The organism is Falsiroseomonas sp. HC035 (assembly GCF_050563525.1).
Lineage (GTDB): Bacteria > Pseudomonadota > Alphaproteobacteria > Acetobacterales > Acetobacteraceae > Falsiroseomonas.
On sequence record NZ_JBNXUN010000003.1, the window covers coordinates 166,857 to 192,601 of the forward strand.

Sequence of the window (25,745 nt, forward strand, 5' to 3'; positions counted from 1 at the left end):
GCGTCTTGTCCCAGAGGCCCTGGCAGCCCTGGCCTTGGGGATGTCGCCTGCCCTGGCACAGCCGGCGGCCACGCCCGCGGAGGGCGAGGTGCGGCTGCCCGCCATGATCCTCTTGCCATCGGTGAAGACGACTGCCCTGCGCAACGAGCGCCGGCTGCCGGACATGCCCGCCACCGTCGACGTCATCCCCGGCACCGAGCTCGACCGCCAGCTGGCACGCAACGCGAAGGATGGGTTCCGCCACGCCCCCTGCGTCACCGTCAACCGATCGTGCGCGTCACCGACAACACCCGCGACGTGGTCCGTCGCGCAACAATTCCCGCTCGCCCGACGGCATCTTGAACTGCACGCGCAACCTGTCCTTCGGCGCCACGCCCTACAACCGCTTCGACCCCACCGACCTCGGCGCGGACAACGACTTCGCCCGTCTGGTGCTGGACGAGCTGTTCTTGCTCTACGCGAGCTACGGCGCGGGCTTCAAGCAGCCGACGGCGGAACAGCGCCACACCTCGCTTCCCGGCACCACTTCAACCTGGTGCCGAACCCGGGACGGTGGCCGGAGCAGGTGCGTAGCGTGGATCGCATGACGCCCGACCCAGGTCGCACAGCCGGCGTGGCAGCGCCGATTGCACTTTCTCCCTCCGGCCGATCCAACCTAGTCTAGGCGGGATGATGAAGCGTCGATCGATCCTCCCTGCCCTGTTCATCGCCCCGGCCCTTCCGGCTGCGGCCTGGACATTACGGCCGCATGACGGGGCCAGCAGGCCCGCCTCCTGCGGCTTGCGCTGCGACGGCGAACAGATCACGACCAGCGTACGGATCCACACCGTCGACCTGCGCAGTCCCGAAGCGGCGGACCCTGCGGAGCGGCGCTCCCGTCTCCGTTGCCCGGCCTGCGGCCGGCCCATCAACGGCGACCACCCTGGCACGGATCTGCCTGAACTCTCCTGACCCGGGCGGCGGCACCCGACGATCTTCCCGCGCTGGTCGACATCTACAACCACTACGTCCTCGACGGCCACGTCACCTTCGCGACGACGCCGCAGACCGTGCAGTCCCGCCTGCCCTGGTTCGAGACCTTCGGCGAGGAGCGCCACCGACTGCTGGTGGCCATCGCGGGCGGGGCGCTGGTCGGCTACGCCTCCAGCAGCCCCTTCCGCCCCGGCCCCGCCTTCGACGCCAAGAGGAGGCCAGCATCTGCCTGGATCCCCGGCACCGCGACCGCGGCACCGGCACGGCGCTGTGCACCGCGCTGCTCGAACACCTCACGCAGCAGCCGGTCCACCTGGTCGTGGCCGGCGTTGCGTTGCCGAACGAGGCCTCGCTCGTGCTGCACCGCAGGATAAGCTTCGCCGAGGTAGGAACGTTCCGAAAATGCGCCCGAAAGCCTGGCGAATGGACCAGTTCCACCTGGTTCGAGCGGCCGCTGTAGCCCAACGCCCGGCGCCGACTATCCACGACCTGATGAGGCTACAGGTCTATCGCCTCCCCGAGCTCCGGCACCAGCGCAAGCCAGTCCTGCGCGGGCAGCCCGGCCAGGCTGCCGCGCAGGGCGGTGACCGGGCCGCCATGGGTAACGGCGAGGACCCCCTCCCCCGGCGGCAGCGTGCGGAACCAGCCGAGCACCCGCTCTGCGAGTTCCGCGGTGCTCTCGCCGCCGCCGGGGCGCGACGCGTGTCGCGGCGAGCAGCATCACACCGGCGCGGTGCCTCCGGATCGGCGCCACGCATGCGGCAGCGGGTGCAGACCAGGAGCGTAGAAGGCTCATCGCCTCGCATCGGCAGTGACGTGTGATAATATCACTTTGTGCGCAGGACCCTGGCCCTTCCGACCCGACGTCCGACACCGTTGGCCGCCCATGCCAAGCCGGCGTCGGCCGGAGAAGCCATGCCTGCCAGGCCGTCACGCAACCAGGACCTCGTGCTCGGCGCCCTGCGCGCCGCGGCCGGAAGGGCGCTGACCGCCTATGAGGTGTTGGCCCAGCTCGGACCGGCCGGAATCCGTGGGCCACAGACGGTGTACCGGGCGCCCGACGCGTTGCAGCAGGCCGGCCTGATCCACCGAATCGAGAGCCTGAACGCTTTCACCCTTTGCGTACATGACAACGCCACGGGCCATCATGGTCCGGACCATCAGCACGATGCGGGTCATCGTCCCGCCTTCGCGGTCTGCCGGGGTTGCAGTGCCGTGCGGGAGTTGGAAGACGCGGCGCTGGCCGCCGTGCTGGGTGTGGTGGCCGATCGTACCGGCTTTCGAGTCGAGGATCGCGTCATCGAGTTGGTCGGCGCCTGCCCCGCCTGCGCCAAGCCGCGCGGCTGATCGCGCCGCTGGTACCCGGCACGCGCTTGCGGATGCCGTCCACCGGATGTTATGTTATCATATAACCTCACGAGCCTGTCCTGTATCAGCCAGGGGTCCAGCATGATCCGCACCCTCTCCCTCCTGCTCATCGCCGCCCTGCCGGCCACCGCCGAAACCATTACCGCCACGCGGCTGGTCATCGCCGACCATGCTGCGCCACGGATTGTCGTGGCCGATGAGGCGGGCGCGCCCTTGCTGCGCCTGGATACGGCGGAACCCGCGCGCCTGCATGCCGGCCTGCACCGCGGCCAGGTCGCGCTGCGCGAAGGCACCCTCGGCCGCGTGACGCTGCTCGAGACCGGGCTGCGGCTCGATGGCCATGGCGACCACGGTGACCTTCACCTCGCCGCCCCGGCCCGTCTGCCGCTGGAACTGCGCGGACCGCGTCCCTCCCACGTCGTCGGCGCCCATGGACGGCTCGGGGTCTTCTTCGATGGCGATGGTTCCGTCAGCCTGATCGAATCCGGCAAGGAGGAGGCGCCCACCCGCCTCTCCGCCGCGCATGCGCATCACGGCGTCGCCTTCCCCTTCATCTCCACCGCCGGGTCACGTGTCGCGCTGAGCGAGGCCGTGGCGCCCGGCGAGCGGCCCTCCGCCGTCAGCCTGCGCGACGCGGCCGGCGCCGAACTGGCGCGGCGGGAGGATTGTCCGCGCCTGCATGGCGAGGCGCAGACCGGACCGCTGATCGCCTTCGGTTGCGCCGACGGCGTGCTGCTGCTGGATGCCGGCAGCGGAGAATTCCGCAAGATCGCCAACCCGCCGGGCACCGGTGAGCGGATGGTACGGAACCTTGCCGGCGGCGAGGATTGGCGCCTGCTGCTCGGCGACTTCGGACCGGACGCGATGGTGGTGGTGGATCCGGATGCGGGCACGATGCGCGTGGTGCCACTGCCGGCGCGCCGCCTGCATTTCGCGCTCGACCCGGCCCGCGCTGACACCGGCTTCGCGATGACCGAGGACGGCATGCTGCACGCATTCTCGACGCTCGACGGCGCTCCGCGCCAAAGGGTCCAGGCGACCGGGCGCTACAGCCTGGAAGGTGGCTCGGCTGTGGCACGGCCGCGGCTGTCGGCCGCGGGCGGATTGGTCGCGGTCAGCGATCCGGCGGCCGGCCGCGTCGCCCTGCATGATGCGGAGACGCTTGCGCTGCAACGCGTGGTCGAGACCGGCGGCGCGCCCTTCGATATCCGCCTGGTCTCACTGACCGGGGAGCGGCACTGAGCCGCGCCCACGACTGACCCCATGGAGCCGTACCGATCATGGACCCTCCTCCGCTGATTCCCGTGACCGTGCTGACCGGCTACCTTGGCGCCTGCAGGACCACGCTGCTGAACCGGCTGCTGACGGAACAGCACGGCAGGAAATACGCCGTCGTCATCAACGAGTTCGGTGAGCTTGGCGTGGACAACGACCTCGTGGTGGATGCCGACGCGGAGGTCTTCGAGATGAACAACGGCTGCATCTGCTGCACCGTGCGTGGCGACCTGATCCGCATCATCGGCGGGCTGATCAAGCGCACGTCGCTCGACGGCATCATCATCGAGACGACCGGGCTCGCCAACCCCGCCCCCGTCGCGCAGACCTTCTTTGTCGATGAGGAGGTGAAGGCCCGCACGCGGCTTGATGCCATCGTCACGGTTGTCGATGCCAAGCACCTGCCACAGCGCCTGCATGACAGCCACGAGGTCCTGGAACAGGTCGCCTTCGCCGATGTCATCCTGCTCAACAAGGCCGACCTGGTCACGCCGGCGGAGCTGGAGGCGCTGGAGATGCGCATCCGGGGGATCAACCCGCATGCCCGCATCCATCGGACGCAGCGGGCGGAACTCGCGGTCGAGGAGGTGCTGCGCCGCGGTGGCTTCGACCTCGCGCGCGTGCTGGAGATGGAGCCGGCCTTCCTGACCGGTGAGGACGACCATGAGCATGACGACGCGGTCGCCAGTGTCGCCTTTGAGACGGATCGTCCACTGGACGCGGATCGCCTTGATGCCTGGATTTCGAAGCTGCTGGCCGAGCGGGGGCAGGATCTGCTGCGCACCAAGGGCATCCTCGACTTCACCGAGGAGGACCGGCGTTTCGCCTTCCAGGCCGTGCACATGCTGGCGGATGGCGACTTCATCGGCCGCAACCTCAGCCGCCCGGTGCTGCGCCGCGGTTTCGAAGCCTGCATCGCGGGAGCCTGACGGGGCCGTGGACGCAGCCTCGATGATCCTGGACCCGCACTGCCGCGCAGGCGCCGCATCGATGCGCGAGGAGCGTGCACCATCCGCGGGTCGCCACCCGAGGACGCGCGGCGCAGTCAGTCGGATTGGCCTGCGGGTTGGCTGCAGGCAGGACGCTGCAACGGGCCTCAACGATGTCACCGTTCGTGAGGCGATCTGGCAGCGCTTTTCGGGCGATGATTGGGCCGCCTTCGATGCGCTGCCGCCAGCCATCCGGCAGCGCATGCAGGACCACGCCTATGACGCCTGGGCGGTCAATGCGCTGATGCTGTGGCAGGCCTTCCGCCGCCGGCTTGGCTCATCGGCCTGCGCCGAGCGGCGGCTGCTGAACTACCTGGGTGATTGCGAAGCCTTGGAGCGCGCGGCCTTTGCCGAGGCTTACAGGCAGGCACATGGCAGGCCGCTCCCGCATGTTGCGTCGGGAGCAACGGTGCTCCGCAGCCGACGGTGAGGCCCTGACCCGCCAACGCGGCGGAGGTGGTTCAGGCTGCGTTCCCGCGACAGCGGGATGCTTGTGGTGTCGCGGCATCGCTCGAAGCTGCGGGAACCGCGATTGGTGCCATAGAGGTCCATCAGCACGCGGCCGCCGATCGCGGGCGTAAAGGAATAAAAGCGACGCACCTCGTGCACGAAGGCTTCCAGGTCCTCGTCGTTGTCCCGCAGCCGCGCCTGCCATTGCGGAGTCTGGTGCAGGGCAGGTGCGGTTCAACTGCGCCGGTTCAGCGTGCTCGCGCGATTGTCGAGGTCGGTTGTGGTGACTCCGGGGACGGCGCGCATCAACAGTCCCGCGCCAATCTCGATCAGGCCGAGGATGAGGTGCGGCCAGAACACGCGGTCGGCAAAGCCGAACAGCCAGGGGATGCTGCCAGCAGCACGCCGGAGCCGGTGTCGAGCACCAGATGCATCGGCATCGGTATCACCCGCACCGCGCTGTGTTCATAATTCGTCAGCAGCGAATAGATGATCGCGCCGGCACCCAGGATCTGCGGCACCCACTGCGCCGCGGTGCCATCTGCGAAGCCCAGCAGATAGGGCACGACAATCAGCAGCGCCCCCATGAGGTAGTCGAGCACGCCATGGATGCGGGTAGGGATGAAGCGCATCCTGGTCTCCTGAGATGATCCGTCGGCCGTCAACGCCGTGCCGAGGCGCGGCGTTCGGGGATGATCCGCACGGCGGTCATCCCTTCGGCCCGCCGCGGAGGCAGCATGTCTCAGCATCGGCGCAGCTGGAGCGCGCGACGGTCCGGTGGGTCGGCGGCGATGATCGCCGCGTTGATGGCCCCGCCGACGCGCCGGCAATCCAGCGGACAGGGCCGAGGACGCCCTCCGGGGCCACGCAGGCGCCGGCAGAGAACGCGCCCAGCGCGCCGCCGCGCCTCTCGATCGCAGGCGAATACGGATCCGGCGCGCCAGGGTGCGAGGGTTGATCCTGCAGGAGGAACAAGCGACAGGGCCCTTGTTTCATGCTGACCTACCGGCTGCACTTGGCGCTTCCACATCCGATTTCAGAGGCCTAGCCTCCGGCCGCCAGGGGAAGTGGCTAACGCCCCCCGGCGAGGAGGAAACCATGCCAGCACACCCGGCCATCCGCCGCTGGGCGCTTGCCCTCGGCCTCGCCTTTGGTCCCGCCTTCGCACAGGCCCAGCAACCCCAGCACGACCACAGCCATGGCGGGACACCGCCACCTCCGGCCACGCTCGGCACCCTGCACTTCCCTGCCAGCTGTACGCCCGAGGCGCAGGCCGCCTTCGACGACGCGATGAAGCTGCAACACTCCTTCTGGTACCAGGCCGCCGATCAGGCGCACCGCCGGGTGCTGGAGCGCGATCCGAACTGCGTCATGGCCTACTGGGGCGGGGCCCTGGCGCTGCTGCGCAATCCCTTCAGCCCGCCGCCGGCCGACGCGCTGCCGCAGGGCCGGGCGCTGCTGGAGCAGGCACAGCGCATCGGCGCCAAGACGGAGCGTGAGGCCGGCTTCATCGGCGCGCTGATGGTCCTTTTTGCCGGTGACGACATGCCGGGTCACCGTGCCCGCGTGGTGCAGTATGCGCAGGCCATGGAAGCGCTGAGCAGGCGCTTCCCGGACGACACGGAGGTGTCGATCACTCATGCGCTGTCGCTGGTCATGGCGGCCTCGCCCGCGGACAAGACTTATGCGAACCAGCTGCGGGCCGGCGAGATCCTGGAGCGCGAGTACAGCCGGCATCCGCAACATCCCGGCATCTCCCACTACCTGATCCATGCCTACGACGTGCCGGCGCTGGCGCAGAAGGGCGTGGCGGCAGCCGAGCGCTACGCTGCGCTGGCGGCGGACGCGCCGCACGCGCTGCACATGCCCTCCCACATCTTCACGCGCGTCGGGCGCTGGGAGGATTCGATCGAGACCAACCGGCGCTCCGCCGAGACCGCGCGAGCGCGGGGGGAGCGTTTCGATGAGCTGCACGCCCTGGATTATATGGTCTACGGCTACCTCCAGACCGGCCGGACCGAGGCCGCACGGCACGTGCTGGAGGAGATCGCCCGCTACGTCGACTGGAACCCGCCGACGCCCATCGGAAGCTACGCGCTGACCGCCATGCCGGCGCGTTTGACGTTGGAACGCGGCGACTGGGAGGGTGCCGCGTCGCTTGGCACCCGCCGCTACGGCGTGCCCTTCGTGGACGCCACCACCCATTTCGCGCGCGCGATGGGCGCGGCGCGCGCCGGCCGACCAGAAGCATCCGCCGCGGACATCGAGGCGCTGAAGGCCGCGGCCGCCGACCTTCAGGGACGCGACGCCTACTGGCAGGAACAGGTGGAAATCCTCCGCGTCGCCGCGGAGGGGTGGGTGGCCTTCGCGCGCGGTGAGCATGAGGCGGGGCTCACCCTTCTCCGCGAGGCAGCGGCACGCGAAGCAGGCACCGAGAAGCACCCGGTCACCCCCGGCCCGCTGTTTCCCGCGCGGGAGCAACTTGGCGAGATGCTGCTGGCGATGAACCGCCATGCCGCCGCGCAGGTCGAGTTCGAGGCGGTCCAGCAGACCGAGCCCAACCGGTTCCGGGCGGTGTACGGGGCTGGTCGCGCGGCCGAACTGGCCGGAGATCGCGCCGCGGCACGGCAGCACTACGAGCATCTCATGCGCCTCGCGGAGCGTGCCGACACGCCGCGGCCGGAGATTGAGCAGGCACGTGCATTCGTCAGCGCGCGCTGACCAGAGCAGGGCGGGGGCAGGATCAGGCCCGCCCCCGCTGCGACGCCTCGGCGGCCCGAGGCCGCCAGCCTCTTTTCGTAGCAACGACAACCCGTTCAGCCCAAACGACTTCCCTTTGCGTCCTCCGGACGCTTTCCGACAAAGCGCTGCACGACAGCCGAGCCGTCTCGCCTGCGTGCGGCAAGGTTCAAGCGGCCATTGCTGCAACCTGGCCCGATGCCAGGCTCAGCGCCGAACTGATGCTGGGCGACAACTGCTTCGACGAACCGGTATCGCCAACCAGTGGGTTCCAGCCGGCCGCGTGGCGGCCCGCGATCGTCGCAACGCATCCGGGAACAGGCGCGGCACCGACGACGAGATCAGGTCACGTCCGTCAACGCGATGCAAAATACTGCTGGGCTTGAGGTGGCCACGGCCCAGGCATCCTTGGATGGAAGCCGCAGGGCTCCGTTGGCGGCCGCTGGAAGACCCGCTCGACTTCCGGAATGCCGAGGTGCCCGCCCGGACCTGCCAACCGATTGATTTGATTGGTGGGCGCTGTAGGGCTCGAACCTACGACCCGCTGATTAAGAGTCAGCTGCTCTACCAACTGAGCTAAGCGCCCGCGCCATCAACTGGCGAGGACGGCCGTTTAGGCGGTGGCGGCGGGTTTGTCCAGCCCAACCGGCCCCAACTCATGCAGCCCCGCCATGCCCTCCGTTCAGGGCTGGTCCCGCGGCGCGACCAGCTCCGCCTCACGGTGCACATGCGCCGACATCAGCAGGCCGAACCCCACCATCGCCGTCAGCATGGCGGACCCGCCGTGGCTGATCAGCGGCAGCGGCACGCCGCCCACCGGGATAGCGCCGGTGACCATGGCGATGTTGACGAAGACGTACAGGAAGTAGTTCGTCGCCAGCCCCACCGCCAGCAGCCGGCCGAACTGGTGCCGGCTGCGCAGCGCCACCAGGAAGCCGAAGGCCACCACCGTCGCCAGCAGGCCGAGCACGCTCAGCGCACCGACCAGGCCGAATTCCTCGGCCAGCATGGTGAAGATGAAGTCGGTCTGCTTCTCCGGCAGGAAGTTCAGGTGGCCCTGGGTGCCCTGAAGGAAGCCCTTGCCCCAGAAGCCACCCGACCCCAGCGCGATCTTGGACTGGATGATGTTGTAGCCGGCCCCCAGCGGGTCGCTCTCGGGATCCAGGAAGGTGGTGATGCGGGCACGCTGGTAATCGTGCAGATGCTCATAGGCGATCGGCGCTGCCACCCCCGCCGCCCCCAGGATGATGGCGAATTTCCACAGCCGCACGCCGGCAGCGAAGAACACCGCGCCGCCGACCATCAGGGTGATCAGCGCCGTGCCCAGGTTCGGCTGCCGCAGGATCAGCGCCGCCGGCACCAGTACGGCGACGATCGGCGGAATCAGGAACAGCGGATTGCCGATGCGCTCCCACGACGCCTTGTGGAACCAGGCGGCCAGCGCCAGCACCAGCATGATCTTCATCAGTTCGGATGGCTGCAACTGGAAGCCGCCGAGATCGAGCCAGCGCTGCGCCCCGCCGCCGACCTGGCCGTGGAACGCCACCAGCACCAGCAGCCCGACGCCGGCCGCATAGCCAAGCCAGGCGAGCCGCGCGATCAGCCGGATGTCCACCAGCGCGATGGAAAGCATCAGCACCAGGCCGAAGCCAAAGCGGATGGCATGCTTGGCGGCGTAAGGTTCCGCCGCGCCGCCGCCGGCCGAATACAGCGCCACGTAGCCCACACCGCCGACCCCGCACAGCAGCAGCACAAATACCCAGGGAATCTGCCAGAGCTTCTCCAGCACCCCGGTGCCGCGTTCCCGCGCCAGCAGCCTGCGTTCGAAGATCAAGGCCCTGCCTCCGGCATGCGGATCAAGGTCGCGCCTCCGCCACCCGCGCGCCGAAGCCGCCCGGCCCGGGGCGCAATTGCTGGAACGCCTCCACCAGCACGTCGCGGGCCAGCGGCGCCGCCGCGGCGCTGCCGCTGCTGCCATGCTCAACGATGACGGACACGGCAAAGACCGGGTTCTCATGCGGCGCATAGGCCACGAACAGCGCATGCGGCCGCCATTCGCGCGGCACCTGGCTGACGTTGAAGCCGCGTTCCCGCTGTTCGCGCGTCACCCGTCGCACCTGCGTAGTTCCGGTCTTGCCGGCCACCGCGCCCATCTCGGGCGGGATGCGGGCGACGCGGGCGGTGCCGCCGGCCTCGTTCACCACCGCCCACATCGCCTCCCGCACCAGGCGGAGATTGGCTTCGGGGATGCCGAGGCTCGGCCAATCCTCCGCCCGTGTGCCGCGCACCGGACGGCCGCCGATGCTGCGGGTCAGATGCGGCTGCACGGCGCGGCCTGTCGCCAGCCGCGCCGTCATGGTCGCCAGTTGCAGCGGCGTCAGCTGGTAGAAGCCCTGGCCGATGCCGTGCACCACCGTATCCCCCAGCGCCCAGGACCCGCCCTGCGCCTGGCGCCATTCGCGCGTCGGCATCAGCCCGGCGCGGATGCCCGGCAGCTCGATCTCCAGCGGCACGCCGAGCCCGAAGCGGCGACCCATCGCGGCGATGCGGTCGATACCGAGCCGCTTGGCCATCTCGTAGAAATAGACGTCGCAGGAGACCTTCAGCGCGCCGCGCATGTCCAGGCCGCCATGGCCGCTGCGGTTCCAGCAATGGAAGCGCGACGCGCCGAGGTCCATGTGGCCCGGGCAGTGCACCCGCTCGCCCGGCGTCACCACGCGCGCCTCCAGCGCCGCCAGCGCCACCACCATCTTGAAGGTGGACCCAGGTGCGTAAAGGCCGTTGGTCGCCTTGTTGATCAGCGGCGTGCCGCGGTGGCGCGTCCAGTCCCGCCACTGCGCCTGGGATACGCCGGCGTTGAACAGGTTGGGGTCGAACGAAGGCTGCGTCGCCATCGCCAGCACCTCCCCGTTCCGCGCATCCATCAGCACGACGGAGGTGCCTTCCTCGATCTTGCCGCGCAGGGTTCGCGTCAGCGCCGCATCGACGGAAAGCTGCACATCCTGGCCCTGCACCCCCTCGCGCCGGTCCAGCTCACGGATGATGCGGCCGACGGCGTTGACCTCCATCTGCACCGCCCCCGCCCGCCCCCGCAGCGCCAGGTCGTGATGCCGCTCGACGCCGGAACGGCCGACGCGGATGCCCGGCAGTTCCAGCAACGGGTCGCCATCCATGTCGCGCTCGGCCGGCGGCGCGACGTAGCCGACGATGTGCGCCAGATGCTCGGCTTCCGGGTAGATGCGCGTGGTGCCGACATCGACGCTGATGCCCGGCAGGTCCGGCGCGTTCAGTTCGATCCGCGCCATCTCCTCCCAGGTCAGGAAATCCCGCACCGTCACCGGCACGAAGCGGCGGCGGCGGCGCACGTCGCGCTCGATGCGGGTGCGCTCGGCCTCGGTCAGGGGGACGATGCGGCTGAAGGTCTCCAGCGTCGCGGCAACGTCAGTGGTCTGTTCCGCCGTCAGCAGGGCGCGCCAATTCAGCTGGTTGCCGGCGATCACCTGGCCGGTGCGGTCCAGGACGCGGCCGCGCGGTGGCGCCAGCAGCCGGGCCGAGAGGCGATTCTCCTCGGCCAGCGTCGCATAGCGCTCCCCCTGGTCCACCTGCAGCCAGTGCAGCCGATGCGCCAGGAAGCCGAGCAGCCCCATCTGGCCGAGGCCCAGCGCCAGGGCGCGGCGGCTGAAGATGCCGCGGACCCTCTCCTCCTCCCTCTGCTTGCGCGACATTCTACATAGCCCTCAAGCGGCGGGCGCGCGCTTGCCGGCGCGCCGGTGCACTGCCGCGCCGTCGTGGAAGGCAGGTTGGGCGCGGGCCGCATTCGCGGCCTCGGGCCGCGGAAGTGCGCGGCCCGCCCGTGCCGAGGGCAGGGCACATTGGACAGGTCACGCCACCTCCTCCGCCCGCCGCATCACGCCATGGATGCGGCTGAGCACGAAGGCGAAGGCCGGGTACAGCCCCGCGGTCAGCGCCGCCTGGTACAGGGCCGGCGCGAAGGCGGGCAGGCTCCAGGCCAGCAGCGCGGTCAGCAGCCAGCCCAGCGCGGCGGTGCCGGCGGCGAAGGTGCAGAAGGCGAGCCAGACGGCGAGGAAGGATCGCCGCACCAGGAAGCGCCGCCAGGCCACGGCCACCGCATGCGCCACCAGCAGCGTCACCACCCCGATGCCGAGCGGCGACATGGTCAACAGGTCCTGCAGCAGCCCCAGCACGAACACCGCCGGCGGCGGCATGGCGCCAGGCCGGAACACGGACCAGAAGACGATGCAGGGCAGCGCCGCGGCCGGGACCATGGCCGGCACCCCGGTCGGCCCCGCCGCCAGCACCATCAGCAGCACCGTGCTGAGCGAGGGAAACACCGCCCGCGCCAGGTCGTCGAGCTGCCGCAGCAGCCCGGGCGAGGGTTCCTTGCGGCCAACCATCAGGACCCGGCGCGGTGCTGCATGGGCCGGCGCTCAGCGCCGCGCCCGCGGCTCGGGGCGCGCGATCGCCTCCGGCGGCAGGATCCCGCCCAGGCCGAAATCGAACAGCCGCACCACGTCCAGCCGATCGGTCCGCGCGAACAGTTCCACCTCGGCCACCCCGCCCTCGGTCCAGCGCACCACGCCGACCGGCAGGCCGGCGGGAAACTCCACGCCCTCCGCGCTGGTCACCACGCGCTCGCCCTCCGCCGGGCGGCCGCCTTCGGACCAGTGCTGCAGGCGTGGCCTGGCGCCGTTGGTGCCGACCATCATGGCGCGCAGCCGGCTGCCCTCCAGGGTCACGGGCAGGCGGCTGTTCATGTCGGTGGCCAGCAGCACGCGGGCCGACCGCGCGCCCACCTCCGTCACCCGCCCGGCGAAGCCACGCTCATCCAGCGCGATCTGGCCGCGGCGGACCTGGATCTCGGGGGGCACCGTCAGCAGCACGGCGCGGGCATAGACGCCGCCGCCATCCGCCACCACGCGGGCGGTGTGGAAGGCCGGCGCCCGTTCCGGCACGAAATCCAGCTGCCGGCGCAGCATCGCGTTCTCCGCCTCCAGCGACAGGGCGGCGGCCTGCCAGCGGCGCAGGCGCTCGTTCTCCTCCACCAGGCGGGCATTCTCCTCACGGAGTTCCAGCAGGTGGCCCAGTTCCGCCACGCCGTCGCGCACCGCGCGGGCAGGTTCGGCGAAGGCGGCGTAGAAGGGCGTCAGCGCGTCGGCCAGCAGGATGCGCGCGCGCTCCGCCAGCAGGGTGTCCGCCTTGCCGAGCAGCATGGTGCCGAAGGCCGCCGCGATCAGCACCGGCAGGGACAGCCGCGCCAGGGCCTGGCGGAGCGGAATGCTCAGTCGGATCACGCGCGCCCCCCTTCAACCCATGGTCAGCCGCCTTCCCTTCAGTACATCGAAGACAGCACGTGGCGAAGTCGCTTCATGTCCTCCAGCGCCCGGCCGGTTCCAAGCGCAACGCAGGACAGCGCATCTTCCGCCACCACCACCGGCAGCCCCGTCGCATCGCGCAGCACGCCGTCCAGCCGGTGCAGCAGGGCGCCGCCGCCGGTCAGCACGATGCCCTTGTCGACGATATCCGCGGCGAGTTCCGGCGGCGTGTTCTCCAGCGCCACCCGCACCGCCTCGACGATCTGTATGACCGGCTCGTAAAGGCTTTCCGAAATCTGCCGCTGGCTGACCACCACTTCCCGCGGCACGCCGTTCATCAGGTCGCGGCCCTTCACCTCGGTCAGCGGGCCTTCCTCACCCTCCCATGGCGGCGCGGCGGCGCCGATCTCCATCTTGATGCGCTCGGCGGTGCTCTCGCCGATCAGCAGGTTATGGTTGCGACGGATATAGGAGATGATGGCCTCGTCCATCTTGTCGCCACCGACCCGCACGGACCGCGCGTAGACGATGCCGCCGAGCGAGATCACCGCCACTTCGGTGGTGCCGCCGCCGATGTCGACCACCATGGACCCGGACGGCTCCGTCACCGGCAGCCCCGCCCCGATCGCGGCGGCCATCGGCTCCTCGATCAGCAGCACCTTCCGCGCACCCGCGCTTTCGGCGGATTCCTGGATCGCGCGGCGCTCCACGGCGGTGGACCCGGAGGGGACGCAGACGATGATCAACGGCGAGGCGAAGGACCGCCGGTTGTGCACCTTGCGGATGAAATGCTTGATCATTTCCTCCGCCACCTCGAAATCGGCGATCACGCCATCCCGGAGCGGCCGGATGGCAGCAATATTGCCGGGGGTGCGGCCGAGCATCAGCTTGGCCTCCTCGCCCACCGCCAGCACCTGCTTCTTGCCACGATGGTCGGAGATCGCGACGACGGAGGGCTCGTTCAGCACGATGCCCCGCCCCTTCACATAGACCAGCGTGTTGGCGGTGCCGAGGTCGATGGCCATGTCAGCCGAGAGGAAGCCGAACAGGCGAGAAAACATGCGGCCGGAACCTTCCTGAGGCGGAGTGTAACACCGCGCCATGCGGTCAGCCTCGCCGGCCCGGGGTTCGATCCGGGTGCGGCGCGACCCGGGTCCGATGGTCCGGCGGGAGGCGCTCCGATACCCCTCCCCCGCCTCCTGCTCAAGTCCTGTTGATCAACCACGCAGCGCAATCCGAAATCGCAACGTCCCCTGCAACCGAATCGCTTACGGGACGTTATGATTGACGGGACAGTCATCAAGGAGATTTCGCTGTGCGCAAGCTTACCATGGTAGTGCTGATGGCGGCCGGTCTGGCCGCCTGCGGCCAGAGCACGGGCGACCGTGCGGTGTCCGGCGGCCTGCTCGGGGCCGGCGCGGGTGCGGCGATCGGGTCGCTCAGCGGCAGCGCCGGAACCGGCGCGCTGCTCGGTGGCGCCGCGGGTGCCGCGGGCGGCGCGCTGACCAGCCCCGGGACGGTCAACCTCGGCCGTCCCGCCTGGCGCTGAACGGCCAGCGCCGGGGGTCCCCCCACCCGGCGCTCCGCTGAAGGCGTGGCCGTCATCCCGTGGCCCGGGATGGCGGCCTTATTCATATCAGCGGCGCCGAAGCCTTTCCCTCAGCTGCGCCGAAGCCTTTCCCTCAGCTGCGCCGCAGCCCGTCCCTCAGCTGCGCCGCAGCCCTTCCCTCAGCTGCGCCGCAGCATGCGCCGCAGCGCCGCCCGGCTTCCGGACAGCCCATCGCCGCGCCCAGCGCGGGCCGGCTTGCGACGCACCTGCAACCGCGCCCCATCGGGGGCCCGCAGCAGTTGCAGGGTACGGTCGTGATAGACATCCAGGCCCGGCCGGTGACCGATCGAGACCAGCGCCGTGCCCGCCAGTTCCTCCCGGAACAGACGCATCATGGAATCCTGATTCTCGTCATCCAGCGCCGCCGTCGCCTCGTCCAGGAACACCCATCGCGGCCGGTGCAGCAGCAGGCGGGCGAAGGCCAGGCGCTGCTGCTCGCCAAGCGACAGCACGCGGTCCCAGCGCTCCTCCTCGTCCAGCCGTGCCGCCAGGTGCGGCAGGGCGCAGCGTTCCAGCGCGGCCAGTTGGTCCGCCTCGGGAAAATCCTTGGGCAGGGCCGGGTAGCACAGCGCGGCGCGCAGCGTGCCCAACGGCAGGTAGGGGCGTTGCGGCATGAACATCATGTGGGCGCGCGGCGGGATGCGGATCTGCCCGGCACCCCACGGCCACAACCCGGCGATGGCGCGGAACAGCGTCGATTTGCCGCTGCCGCTCTCGCCCACGATCAGCACCCGCTCGCCGGCCGCGATTTCAACATTGGCGTCCTGGATCACCACGTTGCCGTCCGAATGCGCCACCTGGAGGTCATGGAACACCAGCCGCTCCGGCTCCGTGCCCGGCTTTTCCTCGACCAGGTCGATCCGCGTCTGGCCGGCCATGGCCTCCGCCATGTCGAAGGTATCCTCCAAATCCACCACGCGCTCCACGTGGCTGCGCCAGTCGGCAAGCCGTGGAAAATTATCGACGAACCAGTTCAGCCCGCGCGTCACCTCGAGGAAGGCGGAGCTGATCTGCATCAGCACGCCGAGCGTGATGGCGCCCGCGAAGTAGCGCGGGCTCGCCACCAGGATCGGGATGACGCCGACCGCCATGCCATAGGCGGAGGTCAGCCACATCAGGTTGCGCTCGCGCCCGTACAGCTCCTTCATCACCGACACCACCCGGCCGAAGGCGCGTTGCAGCCCGCGATCCTCGTCCGGCTCGCCCTTGATGAGGGCGATGCCCTCGCTGTTCTCCCGCATCCGGATCAGGGCGAAGCGGTGGTCACTCTCGGCCTCGTTGCGGCGGATGTTGATGGAGACCATCGGCCCGCCGATCACCAGCGTCAGGCCGGAGCCCACCAGCGCATACAGCAGCGCCGCCCAGACCATGTAGCCGGGGATGTCGAATTCGGTACTGCCGAGGGCCACGTGCAGCGGCCCCGACAGCGACCACAGGATGCCGAGGAACGATGCCAGGGTAAGGATCGCGCTGAGCAGGCCGATGGCCAGATCCACCGCCATCGCGGTCGCCCAGCGTGTATTCTCGCTGATCCGCTGGTCGGGATTGTCCGCTGCCCCGGGCAGGAAGTTCAGCTGGTAGTGCCGGCCATGTTCCAGCCAGCGATTCTGCAGCCGGTGCACCAGCCAGCGGCGCCAGTTCAGCATCAGCGCCTGGCGGGCCCACAGCTGCGCCACCGCGGCGAACATCGCGAGCACCAGCAGCAGGCTGAACATCCACATCTGGCCGAAGAAGGCCACGCGGTCGCGGTTCTCCAGCGCGTTGAAGAAATCCCGGTTCCACAGATTGAAACGCACCTGCACGCCGATCTGGAACAGGGTCAGTCCGACCACCGCCAGGGTCAAAAGCCAGGCCTGCCGGCGATCCCCGGGCGAGGTGTAGTAGCCGCGCGCCAAGCGCCAGAAGCGGCGCATCAGTCCCTCCTGCGGCGGCTGGTCGGGGGCCGCAGGCGCTAGGTCGGACATGGTGCCTCAGCGTGAGCCGGATGTTGTGGGGGCCGGCACCGGGCGCAGCGCGTCGGGCTGTTCGCCGAGCCGATCGGCCACCAACGCGCGCCCGGCCTCGCCCTCGAAGCCAGGACCCTCGGCGGCCAGGCGGGCGCCCTGGCGGAGCAATCCGCCGAACGCATCGGCACCGCCGGGCGGCAGGATCACCACGGTCCCGTCCTCCAGCACCGCGCCCGCCAACTGGCCCTGCGGCGCGAAATACGGGGACCGGACGGCGCCGGACACGGCGATGCGGGGCGCGTCCGGACGTGCTCTGCCGCCGAGGCGCCAGTAGAAGCGGTCCACGACGCCCAAAGTCGCATCCGGCGCCACGGCGAAGGCCAGCATGGTGATGACGGGTGCCTGCCGGGCACGGATGCCCCAGACCACCAGGGTCCGGCCGGGCGGGCCGGCCTCCCGCACCGCATCCGCGATGTCGGGCGGGAACACCACCTGCGGGCCCTCGCGGAACAGCAGGGCGTCGGTCTCCCCAGCCGGGTTCACCAGGTAGCGTTCGACGGTACCGGTGAAGGTCGGCAGTTGCGTCGGGTCGAACCAGAAGCTGGCCTGCGGCGGCGGCGGCTGCGGCTGGGCCTGCCCCACCGTAGCCGAACCGGCTGTCAGCATCAGAGCCAGCACGCCAGCCGCCATGCCGCGCATCGGCTCAACCCTTGCGGAAGGCCCCGAAGATCAGGCTCAGCAGGAACAGCACGATGAAGATGATGAACAGGATCTGCGCGATACCGGCCGAGGCCGAGGCGATGCCACCGAACCCGAACAGACCGGCCACCAGTGCGACCACGAGGAAAACCAGCGTCCAGTATAGCATGACAGTCTCCGGCAGATGACGACGCCGGAAGAACGCCTGCCCGCCGGGGTGGTTCCGGCCCCGGTGCGAAAACGCAACGCCGCCGCCGCGCCCGGACCGGTGGCTATACCGTATCCAGGTGCACGCCTCGAGACACCGCCTGGTAGGTGGCGATCGCCAGCGTCGTCGGCTCGAATGGCTTGGTGATGATGAAGGCCGGCTCCAGGTCCTGGCCGGTCAGCAGCCGCTCCGGATAGGCCGTGACGAAGATCACCGGGGCCTGGTGGTGCTTGAGGATCCGCGCCACCGCGGATGTGCCATCGCCACCGGCGCCAAGATTCACATCCGCCAGCACCAGGCTCGGCCGCTCCGCCTCCGCGATCGCCACCGCCTCGTCCTCGGTGGAGGCGATCCCCACGACCTCGTGCCCCGCCGCCTCGACCAGCTGTTGCAGGTCGAGCGCGATGATCGGCTCATCCTCGATGATCAGCACGCGGGCCACGGCGCCGGCGCGCAGGTGGCTGCGGGCGGCCTCGATATGGCGCGCGGCGTCCTCCACCGGCAGGCCAAGGACCAGCGCGGCATGATGGGTGTCCAGTTCCTCGAGCGAAGTCAGCAGCAGCAGCATCCGCCCGGTGCGAGCAATGCCCGGGGAGGACGCCTCCGGCGCCTCGCCCGCCATGCGGCAGATCGCTGCGTACAGCGCGGTGCGGGCGACCAGCGGCCCATCGCGTGTGCCGTCTATGGTCGGCACCCCGGCCCGCAGAGCCTGGCCGACCAGCCCGTCGCCCTCCGCCTGGGAACCGGTAAGGGCCCGCGCGAAGCGGCGCGCATAGGGCAAGGCCCCGATCAGCGCGGCGCGGTCGATCTCGCTCATCGCCTTTTCATCTCCTGAATGAGCGGCGCGCGCTGCCGCTGGGCTCACAGGCTTGATATGCAGGGTCCCGTGGATGAACAAGACAAGCCCGGCGCCCAGCGCGCCGTGATCGCGCAGTTGTTGCCGGAACTGCGCGCCGCAGCCCGCATGCTCGCGAGATCGAGAGCCGAGGCCGATGATCTGGTACAGGAAACTGTCCTGCGGATGCTGCGCGGCTTGCCCGCCTTCGTGGCGCCGCCGGAATTGGCGCATGACCCGCAGGCGGCGCTGCGACCCTGGGGCCTGACAGTGCTGCGCAACACCTTTCGCGAAGGCTGGCGCCGGGCACGGCGGGAGCGTGACCACCTGGAGGCGAACCCATCGGAGGAAGAAGCCCCGCGGCAATCCGACCAGGAAAGCGCGCATGAGGTGCGCGACCTGGCGCGCGCGGTGTCCCGCCTGCCTCCCTCGATGCGGGAGGCGCTGATGCTGGTCTGCGCCCGCGGGCTGAGCCACGAGGCGGCGGCGCAGATCTGCGGCGTGCCCGTCGGCACCATGAAGGCGCGCGTCTCTCGCGCACGCCGGGCGCTCGCGGAGGCTCTCGCCCCTGTGAACGCCTGACGTTTTCGCGATGCAACCCAGCCAGTGGCCCGTTCATTCAGTCTGCATAGAGCACGGAGCGGACAATGCCCAACGAGTTCCACGGCCAGGTCATCGCACTTCTCCCCCGCCTGCGCGTCCAGGCGCTTGCCCTGACCCGCAACCGCGCGGCAGCGGACGATCTGGTCCAGGACGCCGTGGCCAACGCCCTGGCTGCGCAGAACAGCTTCACCCCCGGCACCAACTTCGCCGCCTGGATGCATCGCATCCTGCGCAACCGCTTCATCAGCACCCTCCGCAAGCAGCGCGAGACGACGGATATCGAGGATGTGCCGGCGGGCGCCTTCGCCGTCAGCGCCACGCATGAGGACCGCCTGATCCTGAAGGAACTGGGCAATGCCGTGAACCGCCTGCCGGCCGACCAGCGCGAGGCGCTGTTCATGGTGGTGCTGCAGGGCATGTCCTACGAGGACGTCGCCGAGGCCACCGGTTGCGCCGTTGGCACCGCGAAAAGCCGCGTCTTCCGTGCCCGCCGCCAGTTGCAGACCTGGCTGGCCGGCGAGGAATCCGCCGAGGCGACCACGGCCGAGGGCCGCGCGGCACAGCTTCCGGGCGAGCCCGGTGGCCGGGTGGCCGGACGCAGCGTCGCCTCCGGCCGGACACGGACGATCTCGGGGGTTGGCGAACATCATCTACTGTCTTAAGTCGAAATGTCCGCACCTCTTTCCACATCCTGGACGGGAGGTCCGCGGCATCGGCAATGGACATGGACAGCAGCGACCGCAACAAGCCGCCGCAACCCCCTGGCGGGCCTCACTTGAAAGCTCGCAGGCCCAAGGGCAATGGCGTGACCGAAGACGCTTTCGATCTCTGGCTGCAGCGCGGGCTGCACCAGCTTTATGATGACGTCGCGTCCGAGCCGATTCCGGACGCGCTGCTACGCCTGATCGAGGATGATCGGTCCCGCAAGGACAAGTGATCCGGCGCCTGCCGGCTGGCCTGCATGGCGCCGTAGCCACCGCGGCACCATGAGAGCATGAGGGCCAGCAGTGCCGAGATGAGCAGCAGCGGCGTGATGAAGCGGTTCCGGGCCCTGCCGCGGCCGCAGGCCAGCCTGCGCGGCAGATTGCTTTGCCTGTTGCTGATCGCCGCCTTCCCGGTGGTGCTCCTGGTACTGGCCGGCACCTATTCCAGCTACCAGGGCGCCCTGCGCCAGTCCAAGCTCGACCTCATCCTGGAACGCGACCTCGCCGTCGCCCTGGTTTCCGGCCGGATCACAACCGCCGATGCGACGCTGCGCGCCCTGGGCGCCACCTGGCCCGCCGGTTGGGATGGCTGCGGCGAAAGGCTGGGTCAGGCGTCGCCGGATGGCGTGGAACTGGAGGCCGGCTGCAATGATGCGGCCATGGTGGACGCAACGCCCCTGCCGGCTTTAGGCACAGGCCCGCAGCTTCTCGTCTCCTCCGGTGGTACCATCACCCTCAGGCGGGTGGTTCCGGCAAATCGACGCGTCATCACCGCCCGGGTCGCGCCGCCGGCCCTGCCAGCCGGGTTGCTTGCATGGCTCGTCGACGCGCAAAACCGGTCCTGGCCGATCGGCACCCAGGCGCTGCGACTGAGCGAGACGCCGCCGCCGGCCGAACTGGACGCGACGACCACCACCGCCGCGGATGGAACGCCGCTGATCGCGGCGCGCGGCATGCTCTGGGACCAGGCCTTCCTGGTCGTGGCACGGCCGGCAGAACCGATCCGCGCTGCGGCCCTGCTGGCCGCCTCCCGTCGCCTGGGGGAGGTTGCGGCGCTCCTGGCGCTCAGCATCCTGGCCGTGGTGCTTGGCGCCAACTATGCGGTGACGCGCCCGCTGTCCCGGCTGCGGCGGGCCGTGGCCGTCTGGCGCGGCGGCGGCGGCGCCTTCGAGGTTCCGGGCAGCGACGGCATGCCTGACGAGATCCGGGAGCTGTCCGAGAGTTTCGCAGCCGGCGCCACCGCCCTGGCACAGCGCGAGCGCGATCTGGAGGCGGCCATGGAGCGGGCCGAGATCCTGGCCGCCGAGGTGCATCACCGGGTCAAGAACAACCTCCAGATCGTCAGCAGCCTGCTGGCGCTCCAGGCGCAGCGTGTGACGGATGTACAGGCACGGGCGGAATTCGAGGCGGCGCGGGACCGGATCGGCGCGCTGGCGACGCTGCACCGGCACATGTACGCGCATCACGACCCGGAGGCGATTGACCTCGGTGCCTTCATCGAAGAACTCGGGGTGCAGCTGTTCGCCGCCATCGGCGACAAGCCCGGCCGCCGCATCGCGCTGGATGTGGCAGCCCCCGAGTTACGGATCTCCTCCGACCAGGCGGTGCCGCTGGCCCTGATCATCACGGAGGCGGTGTCCGCCGCGCTGAAGCAGGGCTTTCCGCAGGGCCAGGGTGGCCGCATCAGCATCCGCGTGGAAGCCGGCGACCGGCGCGCCCGGCTTGCCATCGAGGATGACGGCGTGACGCCGCGGCCGGACGACCAGCTGCGCAACCTGCTGCTGCGCGGGCTGGCGAGGCAATTGGGCGCGGAGTTGCAGCGGGAGGAGGCGGGGCTGTCGCTCGACTTCCCGCTGCGCCCGCCGACACCCCGCCCGCCGCTTGCCGTCAGGCCGAAGCCGCCATCGGCGGGGTGATCTCGCCCCCCATCTCTGCGGGCGCCGTGCGCGCCCGCTTGACCAGCAGCTTGTTCAGCGCGTGGACATAGGCGCGGGCGGAGGCAACGATGGTGTCGGTATCCGCCCCCTGCCCGTCCACCAGCTTTCCAGCTTCCTCCAGCCGAACCGTGACGCGGGCCTGGGCGTCGGTGCCACCCGTCACGGATTGCACGGCGTAGAGCTTCAGGTTCACGTCGTGCGGAAAGGCCACGCGCAGCGCCGCGAAGGTAGCGTCCACGCCGCCATCGCCGCCAGCCACACCCTCACGCGCCTCGCCATCCACGTCCAGCGCGATGGAGGCGATGGGGCGGGTGTGCATGCCGGTGGAGACCGACAGGCCGGTCAGCTTGATCCGGTCATGCGCGCGGACGACCTCGTCATCCACCAGCGCCACGATGTCCTCGTCGTAGACCACCTTCTTGCGATCGGCGAGGTCCTTGAAGCGCTTGAAGGCGTCGTTCATGGCGTTGTCGCCGACCTCGTAGCCGAGCGCCTTCAGCTTGTCCTTGAAGGCGGCGCGGCCGGAGTGCTTGCCCAGCACCAGCGAGGACTTGGTCCAGCCGACGCTCTCCGGCGTCATGATCTCATAGGTCGAGGAATCCTTCAGCATGCCGTCCTGGTGGATGCCGGATTCATGCGCGAAGGCGTTGCGGCCGACGATCGCCTTGTTCGGCTGCACGTCGAAGCCGGTGATCGTCGCCAGAAGGCGCGAGGTCTTCAGGATGTTCTGGGTATTGACCCCATTGCGCACCGGGATCGCGTCCTGGCGCGTGCGCAGCGCCATGGCGATCTCCTCCAGGCTCGCATTGCCGGCGCGCTCGCCGATGCCGTTGATGGTGCATTCCACCTGGCGCGCGCCGGCGCGGATCGCCGCGATGGTGTTGGCGACCGCGAGGCCCAGATCGTTGTGGTTGTGCGTCGAGAAGATCACGCGATCCGCGCCGGGAACCCGCTCCCGCACGGTCGAGAAGATGCGGTGCATGTCCTCCGGCACCGCATAGCCGACCGTGTCCGGGATGTTGATGGTGGTGGCGCCGGCCCTGATCGCCGCCTCGACGCAGCGGCACAGGAATTCCATCTCGGTGCGCGTGCCGTCCTCGGCGGACCATTCCACGTCATCCGTCGCGTTGCGCGCCATGGTGACGGAGGCGGTCACCATCTCCAGCACCGCCTCCGGCTCCATCCGCAGCTTGACGCGCATGTGCAGCGGGCTGGTCGAGACAAAGGTGTGGATGCGGCCGCGCGCGGCGGGCTTGATGGCTTCCGCCGCGCGGGCGATGTCGCCCGGCGCGGTGCGCGCCAGGCCGCAGACCACGGGGCCGTCCTTGGCGAAGCGCCGGGCAATGGACTGCACGCTCTCGAAATCGCCCGGGCTGGCGATGGGGAAGCCGGCCTCCAGCACGTCGGCGCCGAGTTCGGCCAGCGCCTCCGCCATGCGCAGCTTCTCTTCCAGGTTCATGGAGAAGCCCGGGGATTGCTCGCCGTCGCGCAGCGTGGTGTCGAAGATGATGACCCGGTCGGGGTCCATCGTCCCGAAGGACGGATGATTGATGGCCATGGGGGCGTTCCTTGACGAATTTCGTTGAGCCATGCGCGAGGGCAGCACTGCCCCCAGGGTCCCCTGAGCGATGACCAGCCGCTAGCGGCCAGGCGTTACGCCCAGGGGTGGCTAAGTCGAAGGAGAAGGAGCGCGCGCGCCGGCAGGCCAGCCCGGAGGGCGGCGTTCAGCTCGGTGCGGGCGGCGCGAGGCGTCATGGCAGGATCGAGCCTAGCGAGGCCCGATGCGCGCCGCAAGCGCTGGTGCATTTCCGGGCGCCGGGCCAGCATGTCGGCTGGTCGGGGAGTTGGCAAAACATGTTCAAGGTGGTGCTGGGCCGGAAATTGCCGGAGGCCGGGATGGCCGTGTTCGCGGCGCGGCCGGATGTGGACCTGGTGGTGCTGGACAATCCGGACGTGGCGGCCTGGCACGCGGCGATCCGCGACGCTGACGGCACGCTGTGCTGGCTGGAGCGCATGGACCGCGCCGCTGTTGCCGCAGCACCACGGCTGCGCGTCGTCTCTCGCATCGGGGTGGGCTACGACACGGTGGAGGTGCCCGCCTGCACCGAGCGCGGTATCGCGGTGATGGTGGCCAATGGCTCCAACGACCTCTCGGTGGCCGAACACGCGCTGATGCTGCTGTTGGCCGTGGCGCGGCGCGCCGTGGATATCGACCAGCATGTGAAGGGCGGCGGCTGGTGGCCGCCTGGCGGGCTGCGCATGGTGGACCTGGCCGGACGGCGGGCACTGGTGGTGGGCTACGGCCGCATCGGCACCCGCGTCGCCCGCTACCTGAAGGCGTTCCACATGGATGTGGCGGTGCTCGACCCCTTCTACTCGCCGCACCGCATCGTCGCCGACGGTTTTCGCGCCGTCCGCGACCTGCACACGGCGCTGGCGGAGGCGGATGTGGTGAGCCTGCATTGCCCGCTGTCGCCCGCCACGCACCACCTGATGAATCAGGCCGCCTTCGCCGCGATGAAGCCCGGCGGAATCCTGGTGAACACGGCGCGCGGCCCGGTGGTCAGCCAGGCGGCGCTGGTTGAGGCGCTGCGCTCCGGCCACCTGATGGGTGCCGGCCTCGATGTGCTGGAGGTGGAGCCCGCCGAGCCCGGCAACCCGCTGCTGTCGCTGCCCAACGTCGTCATTAGCCCGCATTCCGCCGCCAGCACGGTGGAGGGCATGGACCGCATGGCGCGCATCTCGGCCCAGAACATCCTGGACGTGCTGGATGGCCGCGCCGATCCGTCGATGATGGTGAACCCGGAGATTTTGCAGCGCGGCTGAGGGCCTCAGCCGCAGGCCAGGTTCCGCACCACACCGTCCTCCACCACCCCGCCGACCCGGTCCGGACGGAAATCCCGCGTCGCCGGCTGGCCCGGTGCCAGCAGGCGGATGGTGCGGATGCCCGGCATGGCGGCGAGCGCGGTGCGGACCTCCGCCTCCGGCCTGCCGGAGAGTTCGGCGACCGCCACGGCGTGTTCCGCGCAGCCGACCAGCGCCGGTGGTGGCAGCGCACGGTCCGAGCGCAGCGGGATGGCCATGGGCGATTCGGCACATCCGGCGGCAAGCAGCAGGGCCGCGAAGGCGAGGCGGGTCATGCGGGCGGGTGTTCCTTCCACCAGTGGCGGGCGATATCGGCACGGCGCGCCACCCAGACCTCATCGCCATGCCGGGCGACATGCGCCAGGAAGCGATTGAGCGCGGCGGCGCGGCCGGGGCGGCCGACGATGCGGCAATGCAGGCCAACCGACATCATCTTCGGCGCGCCGGCGCGACCCTCGGCCAGCAGCAGGTCGAAGGCGTCGGTCAGGTGCCGCTCAAAGCCATCCGGCCCGGCAAAGCCCGGCGGCACGGCGAACTTCATGTCGTTGTTGTCGAGCGTGTAGGGGATGACGAGGTGCGGCTTGCCTTCCGCCGTCACGTAGTGCGGCAGGTCGTCGTCGTAGGCATCGCTGTCGTACAGGAAGCCGCCATGGCGGGCGACCAGCGTGCGGGTGCGGGGCGAGATGCGGCCGGTGTACCAGCCGACCGGGGCGGTGCCGGTCAGGCGTTCAATGGTCTCGACACAGCGAACGATTTCGGCGGCCTCCGTCGCCTCATCGACCTTGTGGTAGTCGATCCAGCGCCAGGCGTGGCTGGCGACTTCGTGCCCCGCCTCGGCGAAGGCGCGCGCGGCCTCGGGGTTCAACTCCAGCGCCCGGCCGACGCCATAGACCGTGAGCGGAAAATCCTGCGCGGCGAAAGCGCGCAGCACGCGCCACACCCCGGCCCGCGCGCCGTAATCGAACTGGCTTTCGACGGTGCGGTTGCGCTCGCCCAGGATGGGCGTGCCGCCGGGCACCTCGTGCAGGTACAACTCGCTGCCGGCGTCGCCGTTCAGCACGGTGTTCTCGCCGCCCTCCTCGTAGTTCAGCACGAAGGAGAGCGCGAGCTTCGCGCCGCCAGGCCAGCGCGGGTCGGGCGGCGTGGCGCCGTAGCCGGCGAAATCGCGGGGGTAGTCGGTGTCGGCGGCGAGCTTCGTCATGCGCCAAGGCTG

At 70.0% G+C, this 25,745-nt stretch carries 26 protein-coding genes, 1 tRNA gene and 1 pseudogene; 13 read left to right on the forward strand and 15 right to left on the reverse strand.

Features of this window, described 5'->3' with window-relative positions:
* The first annotated feature begins 338 nt into the window (after positions 1–338).
* Positions 339–587: a hypothetical protein gene (locus ACLF3G_RS08470; protein ID WP_430668927.1), complete on the forward strand. Its 249-nt coding sequence runs from the start codon at positions 339–341 to the stop codon at positions 585–587.
* Positions 588–748: 161 nt separating this feature from the next.
* Positions 749–1,432 (forward strand): N-acetyltransferase family protein, encoded by a 684-nt coding sequence (locus tag ACLF3G_RS08475; RefSeq protein WP_430668928.1) that lies wholly within the window; start codon positions 749–751, stop codon positions 1,430–1,432.
* A gap of 38 nt (positions 1,433–1,470) precedes the next feature.
* Here the strand turns inward: ACLF3G_RS08475 and ACLF3G_RS08480 are convergent.
* Positions 1,471–1,662 (reverse strand): annotated as a pseudogene (locus tag ACLF3G_RS08480) (histidine phosphatase family protein); the annotation flags it as partial.
* Between the two features lie 225 nt (positions 1,663–1,887).
* Here ACLF3G_RS08480 and ACLF3G_RS08485 point away from each other — a divergent pair.
* From ACLF3G_RS08485 to ACLF3G_RS08500, 4 genes are all read left to right on the forward strand, one after another.
* Positions 1,888–2,319, forward strand: coding sequence for a Fur family transcriptional regulator (locus ACLF3G_RS08485; protein WP_430668929.1), 432 nt, complete (start codon positions 1,888–1,890; stop codon positions 2,317–2,319).
* Positions 2,320–2,421: 102 nt separating this feature from the next.
* Positions 2,422–3,582 carry a hypothetical protein gene (locus tag ACLF3G_RS08490; RefSeq protein ID WP_430668930.1) on the forward strand — a complete coding sequence of 387 codons (1,161 nt, stop codon included), beginning with the start codon at positions 2,422–2,424 and terminating at the stop codon, positions 3,580–3,582.
* 38 nt (positions 3,583–3,620) lie between these two features.
* Positions 3,621–4,544, forward strand: a complete 924-nt coding sequence (locus ACLF3G_RS08495; RefSeq protein ID WP_430668931.1) for a CobW family GTP-binding protein — start codon at positions 3,621–3,623, stop codon at positions 4,542–4,544.
* Positions 4,545–4,566: 22 nt separating this feature from the next.
* A complete protein-coding gene (locus ACLF3G_RS08500) occupies positions 4,567–5,034 on the forward strand; it encodes a DUF6525 family protein (RefSeq protein ID WP_430668932.1) in 468 nt (155 codons plus the stop codon).
* 349 nt (positions 5,035–5,383) lie between these two features.
* On the opposite strand, the gene ACLF3G_RS08505 is transcribed toward ACLF3G_RS08500, so the two are convergent.
* On the reverse strand, positions 5,384–5,686 hold the full coding sequence (locus tag ACLF3G_RS08505) for an SPW repeat domain-containing protein (RefSeq protein WP_430668933.1): 303 nt from the start codon (positions 5,684–5,686) through the stop codon (positions 5,384–5,386).
* A 466-nt stretch (positions 5,687–6,152) separates the two neighbouring features.
* Here ACLF3G_RS08505 and ACLF3G_RS08510 point away from each other — a divergent pair, with 466 nt between their 5' ends.
* Positions 6,153–7,775 carry a tetratricopeptide repeat protein gene (locus tag ACLF3G_RS08510; protein WP_430668934.1) on the forward strand — a complete coding sequence of 541 codons (1,623 nt, stop codon included), beginning with the start codon at positions 6,153–6,155 and terminating at the stop codon, positions 7,773–7,775.
* 528 nt (positions 7,776–8,303) lie between these two features.
* Here ACLF3G_RS08510 and ACLF3G_RS08515 read toward each other — a convergent pair.
* The 6 genes from ACLF3G_RS08515 to ACLF3G_RS08540 form a co-directional block, all read right to left on the reverse strand.
* Positions 8,304–8,379, reverse strand: a tRNA-Lys gene (locus ACLF3G_RS08515).
* Between the two features lie 96 nt (positions 8,380–8,475).
* The gene (gene rodA / locus ACLF3G_RS08520) at positions 8,476–9,627 is read right to left on the reverse strand and encodes a rod shape-determining protein RodA (protein ID WP_430668935.1); all 1,152 of its coding nucleotides are present in this window, start codon (positions 9,625–9,627) and stop codon (positions 8,476–8,478) included.
* Positions 9,628–9,649: 22 nt separating this feature from the next.
* Entirely contained in the window at positions 9,650–11,518 is a 1,869-nt protein-coding gene (gene mrdA, locus ACLF3G_RS08525) for a penicillin-binding protein 2 (protein ID WP_430668936.1), read from the reverse strand.
* 156 nt (positions 11,519–11,674) lie between these two features.
* The gene (gene mreD / locus ACLF3G_RS08530; RefSeq protein ID WP_430668937.1) at positions 11,675–12,208 is read right to left on the reverse strand and encodes a rod shape-determining protein MreD; all 534 of its coding nucleotides are present in this window, start codon (positions 12,206–12,208) and stop codon (positions 11,675–11,677) included.
* A 33-nt stretch (positions 12,209–12,241) separates the two neighbouring features.
* Positions 12,242–13,105 carry a rod shape-determining protein MreC gene (gene mreC / locus ACLF3G_RS08535; RefSeq protein WP_430668938.1) on the reverse strand — a complete coding sequence of 288 codons (864 nt, stop codon included), beginning with the start codon at positions 13,103–13,105 and terminating at the stop codon, positions 12,242–12,244.
* A 38-nt stretch (positions 13,106–13,143) separates the two neighbouring features.
* Entirely contained in the window at positions 13,144–14,187 is a 1,044-nt protein-coding gene (locus tag ACLF3G_RS08540) for a rod shape-determining protein (protein WP_430668939.1), read from the reverse strand.
* Positions 14,188–14,441: 254 nt separating this feature from the next.
* Between ACLF3G_RS08540 and ACLF3G_RS08545 the strand changes: the two genes are divergently transcribed.
* Positions 14,442–14,675: a YMGG-like glycine zipper-containing protein gene (locus ACLF3G_RS08545; protein WP_430668940.1), complete on the forward strand. Its 234-nt coding sequence runs from the start codon at positions 14,442–14,444 to the stop codon at positions 14,673–14,675.
* Positions 14,676–14,854: 179 nt separating this feature from the next.
* Here ACLF3G_RS08545 and ACLF3G_RS08550 read toward each other — a convergent pair whose 3' ends face one another.
* The 4 genes from ACLF3G_RS08550 to ACLF3G_RS08565 all read right to left on the reverse strand — a co-directional run bounded on the left by ACLF3G_RS08550 (position 14,855) and on the right by ACLF3G_RS08565 (position 18,405).
* Positions 14,855–16,648, reverse strand: coding sequence for an ABC transporter ATP-binding protein/permease (locus tag ACLF3G_RS08550; RefSeq protein WP_430668941.1), 1,794 nt, complete (start codon positions 16,646–16,648; stop codon positions 14,855–14,857).
* A 57-nt stretch (positions 16,649–16,705) separates the two neighbouring features.
* Positions 16,706–17,359 (reverse strand): hypothetical protein, encoded by a 654-nt coding sequence (locus tag ACLF3G_RS08555; RefSeq protein WP_430668942.1) that lies wholly within the window; start codon positions 17,357–17,359, stop codon positions 16,706–16,708.
* A 25-nt stretch (positions 17,360–17,384) separates the two neighbouring features.
* Complete coding sequence (locus ACLF3G_RS08560; protein ID WP_430668943.1) at positions 17,385–17,549, reverse strand: DUF1328 domain-containing protein; 165 nt, start codon at positions 17,547–17,549, stop codon at positions 17,385–17,387.
* 103 nt (positions 17,550–17,652) lie between these two features.
* Positions 17,653–18,405: a PhyR family response regulator anti-anti-sigma factor gene (locus ACLF3G_RS08565; protein ID WP_430668944.1), complete on the reverse strand. Its 753-nt coding sequence runs from the start codon at positions 18,403–18,405 to the stop codon at positions 17,653–17,655.
* 69 nt (positions 18,406–18,474) lie between these two features.
* Here ACLF3G_RS08565 and ACLF3G_RS08570 point away from each other — a divergent pair, with 69 nt between their 5' ends.
* The 4 genes from ACLF3G_RS08570 to ACLF3G_RS08585 all read left to right on the forward strand — a co-directional run bounded on the left by ACLF3G_RS08570 (position 18,475) and on the right by ACLF3G_RS08585 (position 21,646).
* Positions 18,475–19,005, forward strand: coding sequence for a sigma-70 family RNA polymerase sigma factor (locus ACLF3G_RS08570; protein WP_430668945.1), 531 nt, complete (start codon positions 18,475–18,477; stop codon positions 19,003–19,005).
* Positions 19,006–19,070: 65 nt separating this feature from the next.
* The gene (locus ACLF3G_RS08575; RefSeq protein ID WP_430668946.1) at positions 19,071–19,688 is read left to right on the forward strand and encodes a sigma-70 family RNA polymerase sigma factor; all 618 of its coding nucleotides are present in this window, start codon (positions 19,071–19,073) and stop codon (positions 19,686–19,688) included.
* 62 nt (positions 19,689–19,750) lie between these two features.
* Positions 19,751–19,963, forward strand: a complete 213-nt coding sequence (locus ACLF3G_RS08580) for a NepR family anti-sigma factor (RefSeq protein WP_430668947.1) — start codon at positions 19,751–19,753, stop codon at positions 19,961–19,963.
* Positions 19,964–20,020: 57 nt separating this feature from the next.
* Positions 20,021–21,646, forward strand: a complete 1,626-nt coding sequence (locus ACLF3G_RS08585; RefSeq protein WP_430668948.1) for a sensor histidine kinase — start codon at positions 20,021–20,023, stop codon at positions 21,644–21,646.
* Here ACLF3G_RS08585 and ACLF3G_RS08590 read toward each other — a convergent pair.
* Complete coding sequence (locus ACLF3G_RS08590; RefSeq protein ID WP_430668949.1) at positions 21,618–23,225, reverse strand: 2-isopropylmalate synthase; 1,608 nt, start codon at positions 23,223–23,225, stop codon at positions 21,618–21,620. The two genes, ACLF3G_RS08585 and ACLF3G_RS08590, sit on opposite strands and share 29 nt — an antisense overlap.
* Before the next feature lie 296 nt (positions 23,226–23,521).
* Between ACLF3G_RS08590 and ACLF3G_RS08595 the strand changes: the two genes are divergently transcribed.
* The gene (locus tag ACLF3G_RS08595) at positions 23,522–24,493 is read left to right on the forward strand and encodes an NAD(P)-dependent oxidoreductase (protein ID WP_430668950.1); all 972 of its coding nucleotides are present in this window, start codon (positions 23,522–23,524) and stop codon (positions 24,491–24,493) included.
* A gap of 5 nt (positions 24,494–24,498) precedes the next feature.
* On the opposite strand, the gene ACLF3G_RS08600 is transcribed toward ACLF3G_RS08595, so the two are convergent.
* Both ACLF3G_RS08600 and puuE read right to left on the reverse strand, forming a co-directional pair.
* Positions 24,499–24,807, reverse strand: a complete 309-nt coding sequence (locus ACLF3G_RS08600) for an I78 family peptidase inhibitor (protein WP_430668951.1) — start codon at positions 24,805–24,807, stop codon at positions 24,499–24,501.
* Positions 24,804–25,733: an allantoinase PuuE gene (gene puuE / locus ACLF3G_RS08605; protein ID WP_430668952.1), complete on the reverse strand. Its 930-nt coding sequence runs from the start codon at positions 25,731–25,733 to the stop codon at positions 24,804–24,806. The genes ACLF3G_RS08600 and puuE overlap by 4 nt, the downstream gene beginning before the upstream one ends.
* Between the last annotated feature and the right edge of the window lie 12 nt (positions 25,734–25,745).

What these genes read in the sequence shown, in the direction of transcription:
- ACLF3G_RS08475 (WP_430668928.1), top strand. Translation starts at nt 749, where the DNA reads ATGACGGGGCCAGCAGGCCCGCCTCCTGCGGCTTGCGCTGCGACGGCG.
- ACLF3G_RS08485 (WP_430668929.1), top strand. Translation starts at nt 1,888, where the DNA reads ATGCCTGCCAGGCCGTCACGCAACCAGGACCTCGTGCTCGGCGCCCTG.
- ACLF3G_RS08490 (WP_430668930.1), top strand. Translation starts at nt 2,422, where the DNA reads ATGATCCGCACCCTCTCCCTCCTGCTCATCGCCGCCCTGCCGGCCACC.
- ACLF3G_RS08495 (WP_430668931.1), top strand. Translation starts at nt 3,621, where the DNA reads ATGGACCCTCCTCCGCTGATTCCCGTGACCGTGCTGACCGGCTACCTT.
- ACLF3G_RS08500 (WP_430668932.1), top strand. Translation starts at nt 4,567, where the DNA reads ATGATCCTGGACCCGCACTGCCGCGCAGGCGCCGCATCGATGCGCGAG.
- ACLF3G_RS08505 (WP_430668933.1), bottom strand. Translation starts at nt 5,686, where the DNA reads ATGCGCTTCATCCCTACCCGCATCCATGGCGTGCTCGACTACCTCATG.
- ACLF3G_RS08510 (WP_430668934.1), top strand. Translation starts at nt 6,153, where the DNA reads ATGCCAGCACACCCGGCCATCCGCCGCTGGGCGCTTGCCCTCGGCCTC.
- mrdA (WP_430668936.1), bottom strand. Translation starts at nt 11,518, where the DNA reads ATGTCGCGCAAGCAGAGGGAGGAGGAGAGGGTCCGCGGCATCTTCAGC.
- mreD (WP_430668937.1), bottom strand. Translation starts at nt 12,208, where the DNA reads ATGGTTGGCCGCAAGGAACCCTCGCCCGGGCTGCTGCGGCAGCTCGAC.
- ACLF3G_RS08540 (WP_430668939.1), bottom strand. Translation starts at nt 14,187, where the DNA reads ATGTTTTCTCGCCTGTTCGGCTTCCTCTCGGCTGACATGGCCATCGAC.
- ACLF3G_RS08550 (WP_430668941.1), bottom strand. Translation starts at nt 16,648, where the DNA reads ATGCGCCGCTTCTGGCGCTTGGCGCGCGGCTACTACACCTCGCCCGGG.
- ACLF3G_RS08560 (WP_430668943.1), bottom strand. Translation starts at nt 17,549, where the DNA reads ATGCTATACTGGACGCTGGTTTTCCTCGTGGTCGCACTGGTGGCCGGT.
- ACLF3G_RS08565 (WP_430668944.1), bottom strand. Translation starts at nt 18,405, where the DNA reads ATGAGCGAGATCGACCGCGCCGCGCTGATCGGGGCCTTGCCCTATGCG.
- ACLF3G_RS08575 (WP_430668946.1), top strand. Translation starts at nt 19,071, where the DNA reads ATGCCCAACGAGTTCCACGGCCAGGTCATCGCACTTCTCCCCCGCCTG.
- ACLF3G_RS08580 (WP_430668947.1), top strand. Translation starts at nt 19,751, where the DNA reads ATGGACAGCAGCGACCGCAACAAGCCGCCGCAACCCCCTGGCGGGCCT.
- ACLF3G_RS08585 (WP_430668948.1), top strand. Translation starts at nt 20,021, where the DNA reads ATGAGGGCCAGCAGTGCCGAGATGAGCAGCAGCGGCGTGATGAAGCGG.
- ACLF3G_RS08590 (WP_430668949.1), bottom strand. Translation starts at nt 23,225, where the DNA reads ATGGCCATCAATCATCCGTCCTTCGGGACGATGGACCCCGACCGGGTC.
- ACLF3G_RS08595 (WP_430668950.1), top strand. Translation starts at nt 23,522, where the DNA reads ATGTTCAAGGTGGTGCTGGGCCGGAAATTGCCGGAGGCCGGGATGGCC.
- ACLF3G_RS08600 (WP_430668951.1), bottom strand. Translation starts at nt 24,807, where the DNA reads ATGACCCGCCTCGCCTTCGCGGCCCTGCTGCTTGCCGCCGGATGTGCC.
- puuE (WP_430668952.1), bottom strand. Translation starts at nt 25,733, where the DNA reads ATGACGAAGCTCGCCGCCGACACCGACTACCCCCGCGATTTCGCCGGC.